We start from the raw sequence: 16,421 nt of genomic DNA, 5'->3' as shown, positions 1-16,421 counted from the left end.
TCCACGGGCTTTCGCCCACAACGACCTCAACGTTGCGCGTCTACCAATTCCGCCATGACCGCACTGCCCTGACAGGTAGGAGCGGGCCCCTAGCAAATGGCTTTGGGCGACGCAACCGCAATTGCACGATAATATCTGCCACATGACCTGTACCGTTCCGGGGCGGTTTGCCTCTCCAAAAGTCTAAATCGCCAATTAACCATGTTGCCGACCGCTATTAACCCTCTTTGCAGCTTGCCCCTGAAGGTTAACAGATCGTTAAAGCTGCTGGATGTCGATGTGGTTACTCGCTCTTTCATCTGCCGCCAGCACCCCGGCCCTGCCGCCCGCCCGCGCGCAGACTGTAGGAACCGCAACGGTAACCATAGTGCAACTGGAACGTATCGATATTTCGAAGCCTGCAAACCGCAGAGAGGAAGTCTCCGCCCGCCAGTCAGGAACGCGCGATGGCGCGCCGCACATCGATTTCTACTGAAAGCTGGTTTAGCTGCCCAACGCCCAGCCAACGCTGATACGTGACGCGGCAAGCGGGACGTCACGGCGCAGCTGGCTGAAATCGGATTTTGCCCCTGGTGCCAAGGTGCGCACTGGTGCCTTCATCGTCCAGCTATAGACTGGCCGCCCGCTTGCATCTTTAAGCGTTACCAGCATTTCTGGAACCTTCTGCGTTTGCGCTGTCGGGTTCACAATCGAACCGCTGGCAATGAAGTAGGGTGAGCCATCGGCATCACGACCCAATTCGAGATTGTCGTGTAGGACGATTTTCAGATCAGGCTCGGCAACCGCCGCACCGAAACTGTTGTCCAGCCAGCCATAGTGCCAGGTGGCAGCCCCCAATGCGGCTATCAAGATGGCAAAGCCAACGGCCGCATAGGTCCACAGCTTTGCAGGATTACGGCGCGGCCGGAATGGGGGCTCATGCGCAAACTGGCTGCGCGATCCTGAAATTGGAGCCGGATCGGCATAGACAGCGGGCTCGGGTATCGACGGTGTCACACTGGACTCGAACCGGGGTGGCAGATCGGGCTTTTCCATGACCTGCTCTTCGTCAACCGCCTCGCTTTGTATGTCTTCATCGAAGGCAGCAAAGCCGGGGGCCACAGGCTCATCCAAAGGCTCCTGACGGGCCACTGAAACCTCCGGAGCAGGTCGGCGCTCCACTGGCGCGGGCGCTTCCGGTGGTGCTACTATAGCTGGAGCTGGGGGCGCCGGCGGCAAGCTGATCCCGTCCTGATACCAGCTGTGCCGGCAATTGGCGCAGCGTACCTGGCGGCCATTGGCACCGATCGCACTGTCGGGAACGACATAGCGGGTGCGGCATTCGGGGCAGACAAGCAGCATGTGCCAGTCATAGACACCAGCGATTCGCGTATGCAAGCATATCCGGCGATTATACTGTGGACGGAGCACGTTTTATCGTCGTGCACGGGCATCCTGCCGTGCAACAAGCCTTTGCGAAGCCGTGGGTAATGTGCAATGCGGTTGCGCGATGCAAAGCGTTGCCGAATTCGACAATGTAGGCCTGCGATATGGCACCGGCGCGGAAACGCTGACCGATGTCAGTTTCAAGCTGTTTCCGGGGAGTTTCTACTTCCTCACCGGCGCTTCTGGCGCGGGTAAAACTTCATTGCTCAAGCTGCTTTATCTCGCGCACCGGCCTAGTCGCGGCGCGATCCGCATGTTTGGCGAAGATCTGGTCAACATGCCTCGCAGCCGCCTGCCTGGGTTCCGTCGCCGCATCGGCGTGGTGTTTCAGGATTTCCGGCTGGTGTCGCATCTGAGCGCCTTCGACAATATCGCCCTTCCCTTGCGCATCGCCGGGATTTCGGAACGCGACCTTGCCGGACCGGTCAATGAAATGCTCGACTGGATCGGTTTGACCGAGCGCGCGTCTGCCCGCCCGGCAACACTTTCGGGCGGAGAGCAGCAGCGCGTCGCCATAGCGCGCGCGGTAATCGGCAGGCCGGAAATGCTGGTTGCAGACGAGCCCACGGGCAATGTCGATCCCGATATGGCGCTTCGTTTGCTGAAGCTGTTCGCCGCGCTGAATCGTTTGGGCACTACCGTGGTCGTCGCCACCCACGATATCCACTTGCTGCAGGAAATTGACGGCGCGCAGATGATGCGGCTCGACAAAGGCAAGCTGTCGGACCCCACCGGTTCGCTGAAGCATCCGCCGCAACCGCTTGTGCTCCGAAACTAGGTGGCAGACATGCAACTGCCCTTCACCGCCAATCCGCACGAACGCCAATTAATTCCCGACGGACGCTTTACCGGGCCGATGCCTTGGGTGATGGCAATCATGCTGTTCCTGTCGCTGCTCGCGGCGGCAGCAGCCTTGGCGCTGGTACACGCCGCGAGCCAAGGTAGCGAATCGCTTTCGCGGCAAGCGACTGTTCAGATATTGGAAAATGACCCAGGCGCTCGCCTTTCACAGCAGCAGCAAGTTGCCGCGCGCTTGCGGGACCAGCCCGGCATAAGCGCCGTGACGATTGTCCCCGAAAGTGAGGCGCGAGCGCTTCTGGAGCCTTGGCTGGGCGATGTCGCCGAGGACAGCGACATCCCCGTACCGGCATTGATTGACCTTGAATTCAGCGCCACGCCAAACGCCACCCGCCTTGCATCCTTGCGCAAGGACGCTGCCCGGATCGCACCTTCGGTTCGTATTGACAGCAATGCCCAATGGCTCAAGCCCTGGTTTGATCTGGTCTATTCGATGCTGTGGGTGGCACTGGCAATCGTGCTGCTCCTTCTGTTTGCAACTGCCGCCACCGTTGCCTTGGCAGTACGCGGCGCGCTCAACACGCATAAGGGTACAATCGAGATCATGCATATGATGGGCGGAACCGACCTGCAGGTCGCCCGTCTGTTCCAGCGTCGGGTTGCGCTGGATGCGCTGTTTGGTGGTGCTTTAGGGCTGGTGTTGGCGGTTGTCGTGATCCTGCTGCTCGGCGAGAGATTGGCTGCGCTCGAACCCGGATTGCTCTCGGGGGCATCGGTGCCGCTTTATGGTTGGCCGCTCTTGCTGTTAATACCTCTGGCGGTTACTGCATTGTCGATGGCGATGGCCCGTTGGACGGTGCTGTCGACGCTCAAGAAAATGCTATGATAAGACGCCTCCTCTCTTCGATCCTGCTCATATGGATGCTTGGCTTCATGTGGTTTGCGATCTTTCTGCCACAACCGGCCGGGCTGGAGGCGACAGACGGTGTGGTGGTTTTGACCGGCGGCCCAAAACGAATAGACCGCGGACTTGAAATTATCGAGAAGAAGCAAGCACGCCGGATGCTGATTTCTGGCGTCGATCTGGACGTCAAACCGGCAGAGCTAGCCGCCGAATATAAGCGCCCGATGAAGCTGTTCAATTGCTGCATCGACCTTGGCTTCCGCGCGGTCGACACGCGGTCCAACGCGCTGGAAACTGCCCGCTGGGTCGCGCGCAACAAGGTTAAGACACTGCGCGTGGTAACCCACGACTGGCACATGCGCAGGGGGTTGCTGGAATTGAAGATCGCCTTGCCGGACGATGTCGAAATTCTGGCAGATGCCGTTCCGACAAAGCCTAGTTTTTACGTGCTGTTCCGCGAATATAACAAATATTGGCTGAGAGGCGCTGCTGCGCTGATCGGTGTTTGATCCCATGTTCCTGCTGCGATCCCTGCTTTTCGGCATAATATTCTATATCGGCTCGGTCCCCTATGTCCTTGCAGCGCTGCTGGGTGCCCATATCTCCCAGCCATTGTTGCGGGCATCCGTCCATGGCTGGAGCCGCTTCCACTACGACTGCGCAAAATGGCTGCTCGGTATTAAAGTGGTCGTGGACGGCAAATTGTCAGAAGAGCCTGTGCTTTACGCAATCAAGCATGAAGCAATGTTCGAGACGATCGATATGCCGCGCCTGTTCCATCTGCCTGCGGTAATCACCAAACGCGAATTGTTCGATATTCCGGGATGGGGTCCCGCAGCGAAAGCCTATGGCATGATTCCTGTCGACCGAGAGGCCGGCGCCAGCGCGCTGCGTGCAATGATCACGCTCGCGCGTAAGATGCAAGCCGATGGCCGCCCTATCGTCATCTTTCCCGAGGGCACCCGAGTACCGCATGGGGAGAGACCACCGCTGCAGTCAGGCTTTGCCGGGCTCTACAAGCTACTCGGCCTGCCCGTGGTGCCGATAGCTGTGAACAGCGGCGTGCTGACGCCCAAAGGCAAGCCCTGGTGGCATAGCGGAACGATGACGTACAAGGTGGGCGAAACCATCCCGCCCGGCCTTCCGCGTGATGAAGTCGAGGCGCGGGTGCATGCGGCCATTAACGCTTTGAACGACCCAGCTTAGTGCTTGCGCCCGAAGTCGGGTGCATCATCATCCTGACCCTGTTCAACGATCGAACGGCGAATGTCGCGGGTGCGGGCAAACAGCGCCTCCAGATCATCACCCTTGCCATAGCGGATGGCGCGTTGCAGCGCGGTCAGGTCTTCGCTGAACCGCTGGAGCATTTCGAGCACCGCGTCCTTATTGTTCAGAAAGACATCGCGCCACATCACCGGATCGGAGGCTGCGATGCGGGTGAAATCGCGGAAACCGCCCGCCGAATATTTGATGACCTCGCTTTGCGTGACTTCCTCCAGATCATCGGCGGTGCCGACAATCGTATAGGCGATAAGGTGCGGTAAATGGCTGGTGACGGCGAGCACCAGATCGTGATGCCGTGCATCCATGATCTCGACATCGGCGCCCAACCGCTGCCAGAAGCTGGACAATGCCTCAACCGCCGCTTCGGGCGCGTCCGCAGGCGGGGTGAGGATACACCAGCGGCCTTTGAACAGCGTCGCAAAGCCCGCATCGGGGCCGCTCTTTTCGGTGCCCGCCACCGGATGGGCGGGAATGATTGTCGCCTGCGGAAGAGCCGCTGCCAATGCTTCAGCAACGCTCTGTTTGCAGCTGCCAACATCGCTGACAATGGCATCGGAAGGTAAGTCCGCTGCCATCAATTCGGCCACCGGACCCATCGCTCCTACCGGAACGCAGAGAATGACCAGCCCCGCATCTATCACAGCCGTTCCGGCCGTGTCGGCAACATCGTCGCAAAAGCCCAAATCGCGTGCGCGGTCGCGCACTTCAGGGTCAGCGTCAAAACCCGTAACCCGCACCTCGGGCATGTTGGCCTTGACCGCGCGCGCTACCGAAGAGCCGATAAGGCCCAGTCCGATAATCGAGACACGCGCAAAGGGCAGCATCAGTTGTGCGCTTCCAGAATCTTGCGCAGTGCGGCCATAACCCCAAGATTTTCCTCTTCACTGCCGATGGTGATGCGCAGGCCATTGGCCAGTCCCTGCCCGGGCAACCAGCGGACGATATAGCCTTCGTCCATAAGGTCTTTGTAAACCGTCTCGGCGCTCGTCTTGCCTTCGAAAATGACCATCAGGAAGTTGGCCCAGCTGGGGATCGCCTTCAGGCCGTGATTGGACAGCGAAGCGATTTCGCCCGCCATCCACTCACGCCATTCGAGGTTATGTTTGCGGCTGTGCGCGACAAATTCGGTGTCAGCAAGCGCGGCAATCGCAGCTGCTTGCCCCGCGCTGGTGACATTGAACGGCGCGCGGATGCGGTTCAGCGTCGCGATCAACCCCGGCTGGCCATAGGCCCAGCCGATGCGTTCCGCAGCCAACCCGTAAATCTTCGAAAAGGTGCGGGTGATGAGGACATTGGCATGCTTGCGCGCCAGATCGAACGCCGCCGGGCCGTCATCCTCCAGATATTCGCCATAGGCCTGATCGAGTACGAGCACGCAATCGGTAGGCAATCCGGCATGCAGCTGCGCGATTTCTGCATCGGCGCTAAAGGTGCCTGTGGGATTGTTCGGGTTGGCGATGAAAACCACCCGGGTCTTTTCATTCACCAGCGCCAGCAGCGCATCAACATCGGTACCATAATCCTTGTCTGGCGCGACAACCACGGTCGCAGCACATTTGCGCGCGGCAATATCGTAAACCGAAAAGCCGTAGCGGACGTAGATGATCTCATCCCCCGCCCCGGCATAGCCCATCGCGATAAGGTTCAGCAGTTCGTCCGAGCCGGTACCGCAAACGATCTGGTCGGCTTCCAGATCATAGGCGTTGCCCAGCGCTTCGCGCAGCGCGTTCGATGCCGGATCGGGATAGCGTGCCAGCGTAGCGCGCGCCTCGACCAGCGCCGCCGTCGCCTGCTCGCTGCACCCCAGCGGATTCTCGTTCGCCGACAATTTGATCAGCACGCGCCCGTCATCGCTCTTCGCCTTGCCGGGCGTATAGGCGTGAATGGCGTTGATCCAGGGCTTGGCTTCAGGCTGTGTCATGCAGCGCGCCATAGCGGCGGGGGGGATAGTGTGCAACTGGACCATTACGCATGCCCGCTCTGACGGTGCCATGATATTTCACGCGAAGAACACGAAGATTTTGAAGAGGGTAGTTCTCGGAGAATTCGCCTTTCGCGCGGCGACATTGATCATTTTACGCGCTGTGCGCGGTCGGTTTGAATTGCTACTGACCTCTTGAAAATCTTCGTGTTCTTCGCGTGAAACAAAAAATATCGGCGCTTGCCTCGCATGAAGAGGCTGATATGTCGCAAAGCCATGAGCGAAGACGGTCGATTTGGCCTCGACAGGCGGACGAAACTGCTGGGGCCGGTAAGGCTCGACAGCGGGGTGCAATTTGCGCCCGTCGAATTCGCCTATGAAACCTATGGCGAGCTGAACGCCGACAAGTCGAACGCGATCCTGATCTGCCACGCCCTGACCGGCGACCAATATGTCGCGTCGACCCATCCGCGTACCGGCAAGCCCGGATGGTGGACAAGACTGGTGGGTGAAGGAAAGCCTGTCGATCCCGCGCGCCACTGCATCATCTGCATCAATGTGCTCGGCAGTTGCATGGGTTCATCAGGCCCTGCAAGTTTCGACCCCGGTACGGGCGAGCCCTATGCCATGGACTTCCCCGTGATAACCATCGCCGACATGGTGCGTGCACAGGCGATCCTGCTCGATCACCTGGGGATCGAACGCCTCGCTTGCGTCATCGGCGGATCGATGGGGGGGATGCAGGCGCTGACCTGGGCGTCGCTTTTCCCTGACCGCGTCCAATCCGCCATCGTGATCGCCTCGACCGCGCGGCACAGCGCGCAGAATATCGCCTTCCACGAAGTCGGGCGGCAGGCGATTATGGCCGATCCCCATTGGCAAGGCGGCAATTATTATGGTTCCGTCGACCTGCCCGATGCCGGCTTAGCAGTCGCGCGGATGGCGGCACATATCACTTACCTTTCCGAAGAAGGCCTGACGCAGAAATTCGGGCGGCAGTTGCAAGACCGCGAAACCAAGACCTTCGGTTTCGACGCCGATTTCCAAGTTGAAAGCTATTTGCGGCATCAGGGACTGAGTTTCGTCGAACGGTTCGACGCCAATAGCTATCTCTATATCACCCGCGCGATGGACTATTATGACCTCGCCGAAGAGCATAGCGGCGTTCTCGCCAAGGCCTTTTCGGGAACCCGCACCCGTTTCTGCCTGGTCAGCTTCGACAGCGACTGGTTGTACCCAACCATCGAATCAAAGCGCGTCGTGCAGGCGCTCAATGCCGCCGGGGCTGCAGCAAGCTTCGTCGAACTGTCGAGCCCCTTCGGCCATGACGCCTTCCTGCTAGACGCACCCGAGATGAACCGGATTATCGACGGATTCCTGAAAGCAGGCGGACTATGATCGACCTTGGCAATGGCTACCACCTTTCAACCGATCCGGAAGCGATGCAGCTTGATGCCATTCACGCCTATCTGACACGCAGCTATTGGTCGACGGGGATTCCGCTCGCCACCGTCCGCACAGCTGTTGCAAACTCGATCAGCGTTGGTGTTTTTCAACAGGGGGCACAGGTCGGCTTTGGCCGTGTCACGACCGACCGGGCAACATTTGCCTATCTGGCCGATGTCTATGTCCTGGAAGAGCATCAGGGGCAGGGTCTGGCGCAAGCGATGGTCAAAGCCCTACACGATCATCCCGATCTGCAAGGGCTGCGCCGCTGGATGCTGGCGACAAGCGACGCGCACGGCGTCTATGCCCGACTGGGGTGGATGCAAGTTACCGATCCCGCCCCATTCATGCAACGCCATTTTCCGGATGTGTATAAATGAACGGATTACGCCCCGATCTTGCCGCCATCGCTGCGCATGTTCGGGAAGGTGCGCGCGTGCTTGATGTCGGCTGCGGTGACGGTGCGCTGATGGCGGCGTTGCGCGACGAAAAAGGGATCGATGCGCGGGGCATGGAGCTGGACGCGACCAATGTCGCCAATGCCGTGACGCGCGGGCTGGCAGTGGTTCAAGGCGATGCCGATACCGACTTGGCCGACTATCCGGACAATTCGTTCGACTATGCCATATTGAGCCAGACCTTGCAGACTACAAGGCGCCCCGATCTGGTGCTCGACCAGTTGCTGCGCATCGGCAAGCAGGCCTTTGTCTCATTCCCCAATTTCGCCCAGTGGAAAATCCGGTTCGCGCATATGTTTGGCGGGCGGATGCCCGTGACCAAGCAATTGCCGCACCGCTGGTACGACACGCCCAATATCCACCATGTCACCATCGACGATTTCAAAAGCTTCGTGAAAGAACGCGGCTACACGATCGAGGGCGAGTGGTATCTGACGGGCGAGAAGCAACGTGGGCCCGGAATGGCCAACTTGCTTGCCGAACATGCAGTATTTTTGCTGAGGCGATGAAGCCTCAGTTGAGCGTCATCCGGTCGCCTTCGATCTGCACATTATCGACCCGCGACAGGAAGGACTGACCAAGCAGCGAAACGTCAAGGCCTTCCGGAATGATCACTGCCTCAACATTGTCTGCCTGAAGGTCGCCGACCGTCACGCTGTCGAGCATTACGGGCTTCCCCATCACGTCCCCATTCACCCCGCGACCGACATGCTGCAGCTCGCTCAGGCTCCAGTCGAAACCGAGCGTGCGTGCATCGGCGGCACTGAGCGCGATCATGCTCGCGCCAGTATCAACCATCAGGCGGATCGGCGTACCATCGACATCGGCTGCGGCATAAAAATGCCCGTCGGGCTGGCGTTCAAGTTCAACCGCGTCAAAACTGCCAGAGCCGACATTCCGGGTGCCAGACTTTTCCTCAATGACATAATGATGCGCTGTGTCCGCTGGCTCCGCCGCCGGCAGCACAAGGTTACGCGGAAAGGACCAGCCAATCGCGACGGCAAGCACAACAACAGGAGCAAGCAGCTTCCACATAGCGCTTGTCTAATCGAACAGGTTTAAGCGGGGGTAAATTCCGCAAAATAGCGGTAAACATCGTCCTCGTCCCGGCTCGCGGCGTTGCGCCAGCTGGCGGCGTCTTTCTTGCTGTTGAGCAGTTTGCCTTGGGGAGAAACGACCAGCAGCGTAGGGGTTCCCTTGATCTTTTTGATGCCAAAACGTTTGGCAATATCGAGATTGCGGCCATTGCCCGTTTGCGGGACGCCGACATCGACAAACAATACCTCATATTTCTGCGTAATCATCCCAACGAAGCGGGGGGAGTCGATCAGATTGGCCAGTGCCGCACTGTCGTGACACCAGTTGCCACCCATGATGATGAGCAGATTTTTGCCAGAAGTCGCAACGTCTTTGAGCCTGAATTCAAGTTCCGACGCCGCATCTTCGGTCGGATCATAGGCGATGGTGGAAAAGCGGTCTTCGGGAGAGGCTTCGCGTATAGGTGGCGGCACGGGTTCAGGTGTTGGGACCGCTCCAGGAGCGGGCGCCAAAAGCGCCAAGGCAAACAACAGATCGTGCATCAACCGCCCTTTGCCAGATCGATCAGGGCAGCCCCGTCGGCACGGTAGATGGTCCATTCGTCCATCGGCTTCGCGCCCAAGGATTTGTAGAACTGGATCGCTGGGTCATTCCAGTCGAGCACCGACCATTCGAGCCGCGCGCAATCGCGCTCAACCGCCAACGCGGCGAGCCGCTTGAGCAGCGCCTTGCCAAGGCCCGATCCGCGCGCCTCTGGCCGGACGAACAGATCCTCCAGATAAATCCCCGGCTTTCCCTCAAAAGTCGAGAAATTGTGGAAGAAGAGCGCAAAGCCCTGGGGGGCACCGTCAATTTCACCGATCAACACCTCGGCATAGGGGCGCGGGCCAAACAGCTTGGCCTCCAGCACCGCCTCATCAAAGCGCACCTCATGCGCGAGGCGTTCATACTCCGCCAGATCGCGGATGAATTGCGCTATCAGAGACAGATCGGCCAAGGTTGCAAAACGGATGGAAAGGGACATTTTAGCGATCTTCTCTGTCTGGCCGCACATAACGCCCGCGCGGGATGAGATCGGGCAGCAAATCCGGGCCATCAATACGTAACCGCATATATGTAAAGGGCGGTCGATACAGACCCGAAGAGGGGATCAGCACATTTTGTACGCCTGCCTCCATCGACGGCATCGGCAGGACGACATCGTCGCCCTCCGGCAGCCAGTCGGCCGAAATACGGACTTCATCCGCAAGCCTTCCGGCACGGTAAGGAAACACCGCTGAGGCATCTTCATCGGTAATGGCGTTGTCCTCGCTGCCATCGGCATAACGCAGCGTGATTTTGACATAGCGGTAGCGGGCATTTTCGTCGGGATCGGTCAGCTTTATCGCAATGCCCTTTTGCCATTGGCTTTCTATCTCTGCCGCCTCGTCGGGCTTTTGCGGCCATTGGCAAACCATGGGTAGCGCGGGTCCTGCCATCTTATTGGCACCGAGACCCGCTTCCTCCACTAACTGTGAAAGATTCCAATTTTCTTCATTCCATTTCATCATCGCATCGATTGCTGCGTCATCAAGCGCCAGGTCATTGGGCGCTTGCGAAGCAGCGAGCGCCATTGCAATTTCCGCTTTCTTGCGGGCGTCTGCAGCGGCGCCGGTCGCGGCCTCAATTTGTGAAGGAGAGATGTTGGGTTTAGGCGTTTCCGTGCCCGCTAAAAACGGCACTGCCGGGGTCGCTGCAATGTCAACGACGTTGAAAAGCGCATAAGGGCAGCGCTCTTCGGCGCGAACCCTTGCCTGCCATTGCAGATGGGCCATCAATCTGCGCTCGGCATCGAGATCCCAAGGTCGCCTTTCGGCAAGACTGGCTATCGGTGCATTGGAGATTTGCGTGGGCACATGGAGCAACAGGAAATCACCGTCGCGAACCCACTGTCCATCCGCTGTCTGGTCCAGCGCGCCGACAGCAAGATACCAGATAAAACTGCCATCCTTTTTCAGCAGCAATTCCGATCCGGTTTCCATCACGCCATGAAGATAGTAATGGCCCGCAAATTTTTGATCGACCACGCCTGCTGCCAACGCAGCGCTGTTGCGTTCGGCTTCCAGACCGGGATCGTCATCGCGGGGAAATGAAGACACTTCCACAGAGCCAGCACCCTCCTGGCCAACAGCGCCAGTCGCGCAGGCTCCGGCAACCAATAAAAGTGACAGAAAGGTCCTCAAGCAGCCTTCCCGTGCAGCGTATCCATGCTGACTGCGGTACCGGCTTCGATCTCGGCCGCCTTGGCCTCGACCAGCTTGACGATATGGCCGATCATGTCGGCATCTTCGACATGGTGGTCGGTGACGCCGGAGAGATAGACCATATGCTTGCCATTGCCGCCGCCGGTGATGCCGATATCGGTCTCGCGCGCTTCGCCCGGGCCATTGACGACACAGCCGAGCACCGAAAGCGACATCGGCGTCTTGATATGCTGGAGCGCGTCTTCGAGTTTCTGCACGGTGCGGATCACATCAAAGCCCTGCCGTGCGCAGCTGGGGCAGCTGACCACGCGGACACCGCGGGTGCGCAGGCCCAACGTCTTCAGGATTTCATAGCCAACTCGGACTTCCTCTTCGGGTTCTGCCGACAACGAGACGCGGATGGTGTCGCCGATCCCCGCCCAGAGCAGATTGCCGATACCGAGCGCCGACTTCACCGTACCGCCGATCAGACCGCCCGCCTCGGTAATGCCGAGGTGCAGCGGACAATCGACGGCATCGGCAAGGCCCATATAGGCCGATACCGCGAGGAACACGTCGGATGCTTTCACCGCGACCTTATATTCGTGGAAATCCCGATCCTGCAGCAGCTTGATATGGTCGAGCGCGGATTCGATCAGCGCCTCGGGGCAAGGCTCGCCATATTTTTCGAGAAGGTCTTTTTCGAGGCTGCCCGCATTGACGCCGATGCGGATCGCGCAACCATTGGCCTTCGCCGCATTGACCACCTCATTCACCCGCTCTGCACTGCCGATATTGCCGGGGTTGATACGCAGGCACGCTGCCCCCGCATCCGCCGCCTCAAGCGCGCGCTTATAGTGGAAATGGATGTCGGCGACGACCGGCACATGTGCCGCGCGGACAATCTGCTTGAGCGCTGTGGTGCTCTCGACATCGGGGCAGGAGACGCGGATGATATCGACGCCCGCATCTTCGCAGCGGCGGATCTGGTCGATCGTCGCCTTGGCATCGCTGGTCAAAGTGTTGGTCATCGTCTGCACCGCAATCGGCGCATCACCGCCAATGGGGACCGAACCGACCATGATTTGGCGGGATTGACGACGCGCGATATCGCGCCAGGGGCGTATGGAAGACATGGGGGGTGATATAGGGTTGCTTGGCGTGCGGGGCAATCTTTGCAATCACACCACGCGAAACAGCCTTCTCGCGCCCTGCCTTTCGGCATAGACCATTGTTAATAGGGAATATTTACATTTGACTCTCGGTTACAAGAGGCGCAGCCTCCGCGCTCCTTGTCCTCAACCGGATATCTGGGTCGCCCGAACTGGCGGCAAGGTGGGGTGCTCCACAAACTGGAGCCGATAAGAGGAGGAAAGTCATGCGTAAGTCTATGCTTGCGGCGTTGCTCGCCGTGCCCTTTCTGCTGTCTGTTACAACACCCGCAGCCGGGCAAAACTCACCCTTTACGCCGGGGGACTATGAAGATGTCGGTATGATCGACGTCAGCGATGGTGGCGGATATGAATATGCGATGTTCCTGGCCAATACATGGCGCAAGAATCAGGAGTTTGCCAAGTCCAAGGGCTGGATTACCGGCTATCAGGTGCTGGCCAATGTGAACGCGCGTCCGGGCGAACCGGACCTGTATCTTGTCACATCCTATTCGACGATGCCAGACGCTGCCGAGGAAGAAAAGCGGGCAGCGGCCTATCGTGAGTTCATGAAGCAGACCGATGCGCAAATGGAAGCTGCATCAGGCGACCGCGCCAAATACCGCACGGTGATGGGATCCTTCCTGCTCCGCCAACTCAAGTTCAAATGATGTAGATTGGCGGGCGCGCTTGCAGCGCCCGCCTTTTACCAGCTATGCGAATCGCATGAGCTGGAAGAGAGAGATCGAGCATCTGCGGGCACGTGAAGCGCTGGCGGAGAAAATGGGAGGCGAGGAAAAGCTCGCACGGCAGCACGGGCAGGGAAAGCTCGATGCGCGCGAACGGTTGAAGCGCCTGCTCGATCCGGACAGTTTCCGCGAGATCGGAAAGATTGCAGGGCGCGGCACCTATGACGAGGCGGGCGAACTCACCGACTTCGCGCCATCCAATTTCATCTTTGGACGCGGCCAGATCGATGGTCGCCCGGTGGTGGCCTCAGCTGATGACTTCACCGTACGCGGCGGGGCAGCCGATGCCGCGCTGCATCGCAAGTTCGTCCAATGCGAGAAGATGGCGCACACCATGGGCCTGCCGCTGATCCGCATGATCGACGGCACCGGTGGCGGGGGCTCGGTCAAGACGCTGGAAGATACCGGCTACACCTATGTGCCCGTCACCCCCAGCTGGGAAGATATCATCAAGAATCTGGAGACGGTGCCGGTGGTAGCCCTGGCACTCGGTCCGACAGCGGGGATGGGCGCAGCACGCACCGTTGCCAGCCACTATTCGATCATGGTCAAGGGGCTCAGTCAGCTGTTCGCTGCCGGCCCTGTGGTGGCCGCCCAGATTGGTGACGAGCTATCGAAGGAGCAACTCGGCGGCAGCGAGATCCATGCGCGCAACGGCGTGGTCGACGAAGAGGTGGCGAGCGAAGACGAAGCTTTTGCCTATGCCCGGCGCTTCCTATCCTATCTCCCCCCTTCAGTAGGCAAACTAGCCGCACGCACCGCCTGCACCGATCCTGTCGACCGGCGCGACGAGAAATTGCTGTCGATTGTCCCGCGTGAAGACAAGCAGGTCTATTCGATGCGCGCGGTGATGACCTCGGTTTTCGACAAGGGATCGGTGTTTGAAATGGGCAAGCGCTGGGGCCGAGCGGCGATCACCGCCTTTGCGCGGCTCGATGGCTGGCCGGTCGCGGTGCTCGCCAGCGACCCGACCTTTCTGGGCGGATCGTGGGAGGCGTTGACCAGCCAGAAGGTGAAGCGCTTTGTCGAATTTGCCGAGCAGTTCAAACTGCCCGTCGTGCATCTGGTCGACAATCCCGGCTTCATGGTCGGGCTGGAGGCCGAACGCACCGGCACGATTCGTTACGGGGTCGAGGCTATGAACGCAGTGTACAAGGCGACCGTACCCTGGGCCTCAGTGATCGTGCGCCGTGCCTATGGCATCGCCGGCAGCGCGATGTCGAATGGCGAACGTTTCCAGTATCGCTTTGCCTGGCCGTCGGGTGATTGGGGCAGCCTGCCGATCGCGGGCGGGCTGGAGGCTGCGTATAAATCGGAGATCGCGGCAGCCGACGATCCGGCGGCGAAGCTGGAGGAGATCAAGGCGCGATTGAACGCCGTCACTTCCCCCTTCCGCACTGCCGAGAAGTTCAATGTCGAGGACATCATCGACCCACGCGATACGCGACCGTTGCTGTGCGAATATGCCAATCTGGCATGGGCGAAACTGGGCGCGGCTTAGCTACCCCAGCGCCACTTCCATCCGCCCTCGGTGCGCGCAGCATAAATCGGCAGTGGAGCAATGCCTGCGAGCAGGATCAATGGGAAGGCCAGCGCAGGGCGGTCTCCGAGGCCAATTGCCAGCCCGATGATCAGCGCCATATGCGACACCAGAAACACCCAGCCCTGCCATTTGAAGGGCAACCCGGCGCCATAGCCATAGCGCTTGGCCCGGAACCAGGGGCCTTTATCGAAAAACAGATGCAACATGGATTTTCTCCTTTGTTGTACTTTCAGACTTATTCGCACCCAGAACCTTCTTTGGCAGGCGGACGACCACGGCGCGGTCCTTCGGTTACGCCAACCTTCACGCCGCGCCGCTCGAGCGCCTCGCGGAGCAAAACCTCCACCTGCGCATTCACACTGCGAAAGTCGCACGCCGCCGCCCGCTCGATCGCGGCATAAAGCGCCGGATCGAGACGGAGTGGAAAGGCTTTTTTGGCAGGCGGCGGCATCGTCAGGTTATTGGTAAAGCGAGCCTGTATTGACGACCGGCTGGGTATCCCGTTCGCCGCACAGCACAACCATCAGGTTCGAGACCATCGCTGCCTTGCGTTCGTCATCCAGATGCACCACATCCTTTTCCGAAAGCTGGTGCAGTGCCATTTCAACCATGGTGACAGCACCTTCGACCAGTTTCTTGCGTGCGGCGATGACGGCTTCGGCCTGCTGGCGACGCAGCATGGCACCGGCAATTTCCTGCGCATAAGCAAGGTGGGTGAAGCCGCATTCGTCAACGGTGATGCCAGCAACGGCGAGCCGTTCCATCAGCACGGTTCGCAATTCGGCACCCACTTCATCATGGTTGCCGCGCAGCGTGACTTCCTTGTGCTCGATATCGTCATAGGGATAGCGCGAGCCGATGGTGCGGACCGCAGCCTCGATCTGCGCGAGGACAAACGCTTTGTAATCATCGACATCAAACAGCGCCTGTGCGGTATCGGTGACCCTCCAGACAACCTGTGCTGCAATCTCGATCGGGTTGCCGCGCAAGTCGTTCACCTTGATCTTTTCCGAAATCAGGTTGTTTGCGCGAACCGAAATCTTGGTCGAGGTCATCCACGGCCAGACCCAGCGCAGGCCTTCCTTACGGTCAGTGCCTTGATAGGAACCGAACATCGTGATCGACGCAGCCTGGTTGGGCTGCAACATATAGAAGCCTGAAGAGGCGATGGTAAAGGCAACGAACCAGCCAATGCTCGCTCCGATGCGACCCATACCACCCTGCATTTCGATGGCGTTGAAGATCGACCAGATAAAAACACCCAGAAGAAGCATGGCCACCGCAAACATCAGATAGCCGCTATATGTGCGTGCGCCGCGTTCCTTGCTGGCGTTCAATGAAACCGAATCAGACATGATGCCCTCCAATAAATTATGATATCATATTTATATCAATCGCAGCGGGACGCAAGCCAAATCGGATTTGAGCGGTGACGGTTTTCACATCGCTTGTTTTCCACGCCGTCCAACGGCACAGTCGCAC

At 59.2% G+C, this 16,421-nt stretch carries 21 protein-coding genes; 10 read left to right on the top strand and 11 right to left on the bottom strand.

Going from position 1 to position 16,421, the window contains the following annotated elements; genetic code table 11:
• Nucleotides 1-271 precede the first annotated feature (271 nt).
• Nucleotides 272-475 carry a hypothetical protein gene (locus PKC81_RS02455; RefSeq protein WP_324333051.1) on the top strand — a complete coding sequence of 68 codons (204 nt, stop codon included), beginning with the start codon at nucleotides 272-274 and terminating at the stop codon, nucleotides 473-475.
• A gap of 8 nt (nucleotides 476-483) precedes the next feature.
• Here PKC81_RS02455 and PKC81_RS02450 read toward each other — a convergent pair whose 3' ends face one another.
• Nucleotides 484-1,341, bottom strand: a complete 858-nt coding sequence (locus tag PKC81_RS02450) for an MJ0042-type zinc finger domain-containing protein (RefSeq protein ID WP_324333050.1) — start codon at nucleotides 1,339-1,341, stop codon at nucleotides 484-486.
• A gap of 148 nt (nucleotides 1,342-1,489) precedes the next feature.
• Here PKC81_RS02450 and ftsE point away from each other — a divergent pair, with 148 nt between their 5' ends.
• From ftsE to PKC81_RS02430, 4 genes are read left to right on the top strand one after another with little or no spacing between them, the layout of a single operon-like run.
• Nucleotides 1,490-2,203 carry a cell division ATP-binding protein FtsE gene (gene ftsE / locus PKC81_RS02445; RefSeq protein WP_324333049.1) on the top strand — a complete coding sequence of 238 codons (714 nt, stop codon included), beginning with the start codon at nucleotides 1,490-1,492 and terminating at the stop codon, nucleotides 2,201-2,203.
• A gap of 9 nt (nucleotides 2,204-2,212) precedes the next feature.
• On the top strand, nucleotides 2,213-3,109 hold the full coding sequence (locus tag PKC81_RS02440) for a cell division protein (RefSeq protein ID WP_324333048.1): 897 nt from the start codon (nucleotides 2,213-2,215) through the stop codon (nucleotides 3,107-3,109).
• On the top strand, nucleotides 3,106-3,636 hold the full coding sequence (locus tag PKC81_RS02435) for a YdcF family protein (protein ID WP_324333047.1): 531 nt from the start codon (nucleotides 3,106-3,108) through the stop codon (nucleotides 3,634-3,636). The genes PKC81_RS02440 and PKC81_RS02435 overlap by 4 nt, the downstream gene beginning before the upstream one ends.
• 4 nt (nucleotides 3,637-3,640) lie before the next feature.
• Nucleotides 3,641-4,333: a lysophospholipid acyltransferase family protein gene (locus PKC81_RS02430; protein ID WP_324333055.1), complete on the top strand. Its 693-nt coding sequence runs from the start codon at nucleotides 3,641-3,643 to the stop codon at nucleotides 4,331-4,333.
• On the opposite strand, the gene PKC81_RS02425 is transcribed toward PKC81_RS02430, so the two are convergent.
• Together PKC81_RS02425 and hisC are read right to left on the bottom strand one after the other, a co-directional pair.
• Nucleotides 4,330-5,235 (bottom strand): prephenate/arogenate dehydrogenase family protein, encoded by a 906-nt coding sequence (locus PKC81_RS02425; protein WP_324333046.1) that lies wholly within the window; start codon nucleotides 5,233-5,235, stop codon nucleotides 4,330-4,332. The genes PKC81_RS02430 and PKC81_RS02425 overlap by 4 nt on opposite strands.
• Nucleotides 5,235-6,332 carry a histidinol-phosphate transaminase gene (hisC, locus tag PKC81_RS02420; protein ID WP_324333045.1) on the bottom strand — a complete coding sequence of 366 codons (1,098 nt, stop codon included), beginning with the start codon at nucleotides 6,330-6,332 and terminating at the stop codon, nucleotides 5,235-5,237. Before hisC ends, PKC81_RS02425 begins: the two co-directional genes overlap by 1 nt.
• A gap of 276 nt (nucleotides 6,333-6,608) precedes the next feature.
• Between hisC and PKC81_RS02415 the strand changes: the two genes are divergently transcribed.
• Genes PKC81_RS02415 through metW form a run of 3 tightly spaced genes read left to right on the top strand, consistent with a single transcriptional unit; the run spans nucleotide 6,609 to nucleotide 8,745 of the window.
• Nucleotides 6,609-7,730, top strand: a complete 1,122-nt coding sequence (locus PKC81_RS02415; protein WP_324333044.1) for a homoserine O-acetyltransferase — start codon at nucleotides 6,609-6,611, stop codon at nucleotides 7,728-7,730.
• A complete protein-coding gene (locus tag PKC81_RS02410) occupies nucleotides 7,727-8,158 on the top strand; it encodes a GNAT family N-acetyltransferase (protein ID WP_324333043.1) in 432 nt (143 codons plus the stop codon). The genes PKC81_RS02415 and PKC81_RS02410 overlap by 4 nt, the downstream gene beginning before the upstream one ends.
• Complete coding sequence (gene metW / locus PKC81_RS02405) at nucleotides 8,155-8,745, top strand: methionine biosynthesis protein MetW (protein WP_324333042.1); 591 nt, start codon at nucleotides 8,155-8,157, stop codon at nucleotides 8,743-8,745. The genes PKC81_RS02410 and metW overlap by 4 nt, the downstream gene beginning before the upstream one ends.
• A 4-nt stretch (nucleotides 8,746-8,749) precedes the next feature.
• On the opposite strand, the gene PKC81_RS02400 is transcribed toward metW, so the two are convergent.
• From PKC81_RS02400 to ispG, 5 genes are all read right to left on the bottom strand, one after another.
• Nucleotides 8,750-9,271 (bottom strand): TIGR02281 family clan AA aspartic protease, encoded by a 522-nt coding sequence (locus tag PKC81_RS02400; RefSeq protein WP_324333041.1) that lies wholly within the window; start codon nucleotides 9,269-9,271, stop codon nucleotides 8,750-8,752.
• Between the two features lie 23 nt (nucleotides 9,272-9,294).
• Entirely contained in the window at nucleotides 9,295-9,816 is a 522-nt protein-coding gene (locus PKC81_RS02395; protein WP_324333040.1) for a thioredoxin family protein, read from the bottom strand.
• Nucleotides 9,816-10,298: a GNAT family N-acetyltransferase gene (locus PKC81_RS02390; RefSeq protein ID WP_324333039.1), complete on the bottom strand. Its 483-nt coding sequence runs from the start codon at nucleotides 10,296-10,298 to the stop codon at nucleotides 9,816-9,818. Before PKC81_RS02390 ends, PKC81_RS02395 begins: the two co-directional genes overlap by 1 nt.
• Nucleotide 10,299: 1 nt before the next feature.
• Entirely contained in the window at nucleotides 10,300-11,412 is a 1,113-nt protein-coding gene (locus PKC81_RS02385; protein WP_324333038.1) for a hypothetical protein, read from the bottom strand.
• A gap of 80 nt (nucleotides 11,413-11,492) precedes the next feature.
• Nucleotides 11,493-12,632 (bottom strand): flavodoxin-dependent (E)-4-hydroxy-3-methylbut-2-enyl-diphosphate synthase, encoded by a 1,140-nt coding sequence (gene ispG / locus PKC81_RS02380; RefSeq protein ID WP_324333037.1) that lies wholly within the window; start codon nucleotides 12,630-12,632, stop codon nucleotides 11,493-11,495.
• Nucleotides 12,633-12,874: 242 nt separating this feature from the next.
• Between ispG and PKC81_RS02375 the strand changes: the two genes are divergently transcribed.
• Nucleotides 12,875-13,318 carry a hypothetical protein gene (locus tag PKC81_RS02375; protein WP_324333036.1) on the top strand — a complete coding sequence of 148 codons (444 nt, stop codon included), beginning with the start codon at nucleotides 12,875-12,877 and terminating at the stop codon, nucleotides 13,316-13,318.
• Between the two features lie 55 nt (nucleotides 13,319-13,373).
• The gene (locus PKC81_RS02370; protein WP_324333035.1) at nucleotides 13,374-14,897 is read left to right on the top strand and encodes a carboxyl transferase domain-containing protein; all 1,524 of its coding nucleotides are present in this window, start codon (nucleotides 13,374-13,376) and stop codon (nucleotides 14,895-14,897) included.
• Here the strand turns inward: PKC81_RS02370 and PKC81_RS02365 are convergent.
• Genes PKC81_RS02365 through PKC81_RS02355 form a run of 3 tightly spaced genes read right to left on the bottom strand, consistent with a single transcriptional unit; the run spans nucleotide 14,894 to nucleotide 16,294 of the window.
• Complete coding sequence (locus PKC81_RS02365) at nucleotides 14,894-15,145, bottom strand: hypothetical protein (protein ID WP_324333034.1); 252 nt, start codon at nucleotides 15,143-15,145, stop codon at nucleotides 14,894-14,896. The two genes, PKC81_RS02370 and PKC81_RS02365, sit on opposite strands and share 4 nt — an antisense overlap.
• A 29-nt stretch (nucleotides 15,146-15,174) precedes the next feature.
• Nucleotides 15,175-15,390 carry a toxin-antitoxin system HicB family antitoxin gene (locus PKC81_RS02360; protein ID WP_324333033.1) on the bottom strand — a complete coding sequence of 72 codons (216 nt, stop codon included), beginning with the start codon at nucleotides 15,388-15,390 and terminating at the stop codon, nucleotides 15,175-15,177.
• Nucleotides 15,391-15,397: 7 nt separating this feature from the next.
• On the bottom strand, nucleotides 15,398-16,294 hold the full coding sequence (locus PKC81_RS02355; RefSeq protein ID WP_324333032.1) for an SPFH domain-containing protein: 897 nt from the start codon (nucleotides 16,292-16,294) through the stop codon (nucleotides 15,398-15,400).
• Nucleotides 16,295-16,421: the final 127 nt, after the last annotated feature.

It is taken from the genome of Sphingorhabdus sp. (genome assembly GCF_035329025.1).
In the GTDB taxonomy this organism is placed as follows: domain Bacteria; phylum Pseudomonadota; class Alphaproteobacteria; order Sphingomonadales; family Sphingomonadaceae; genus Sphingorhabdus_B.
Note: the sequence above shows the minus strand (reverse complement) of the source record. Positions and strands in the feature narration are given on the sequence as shown.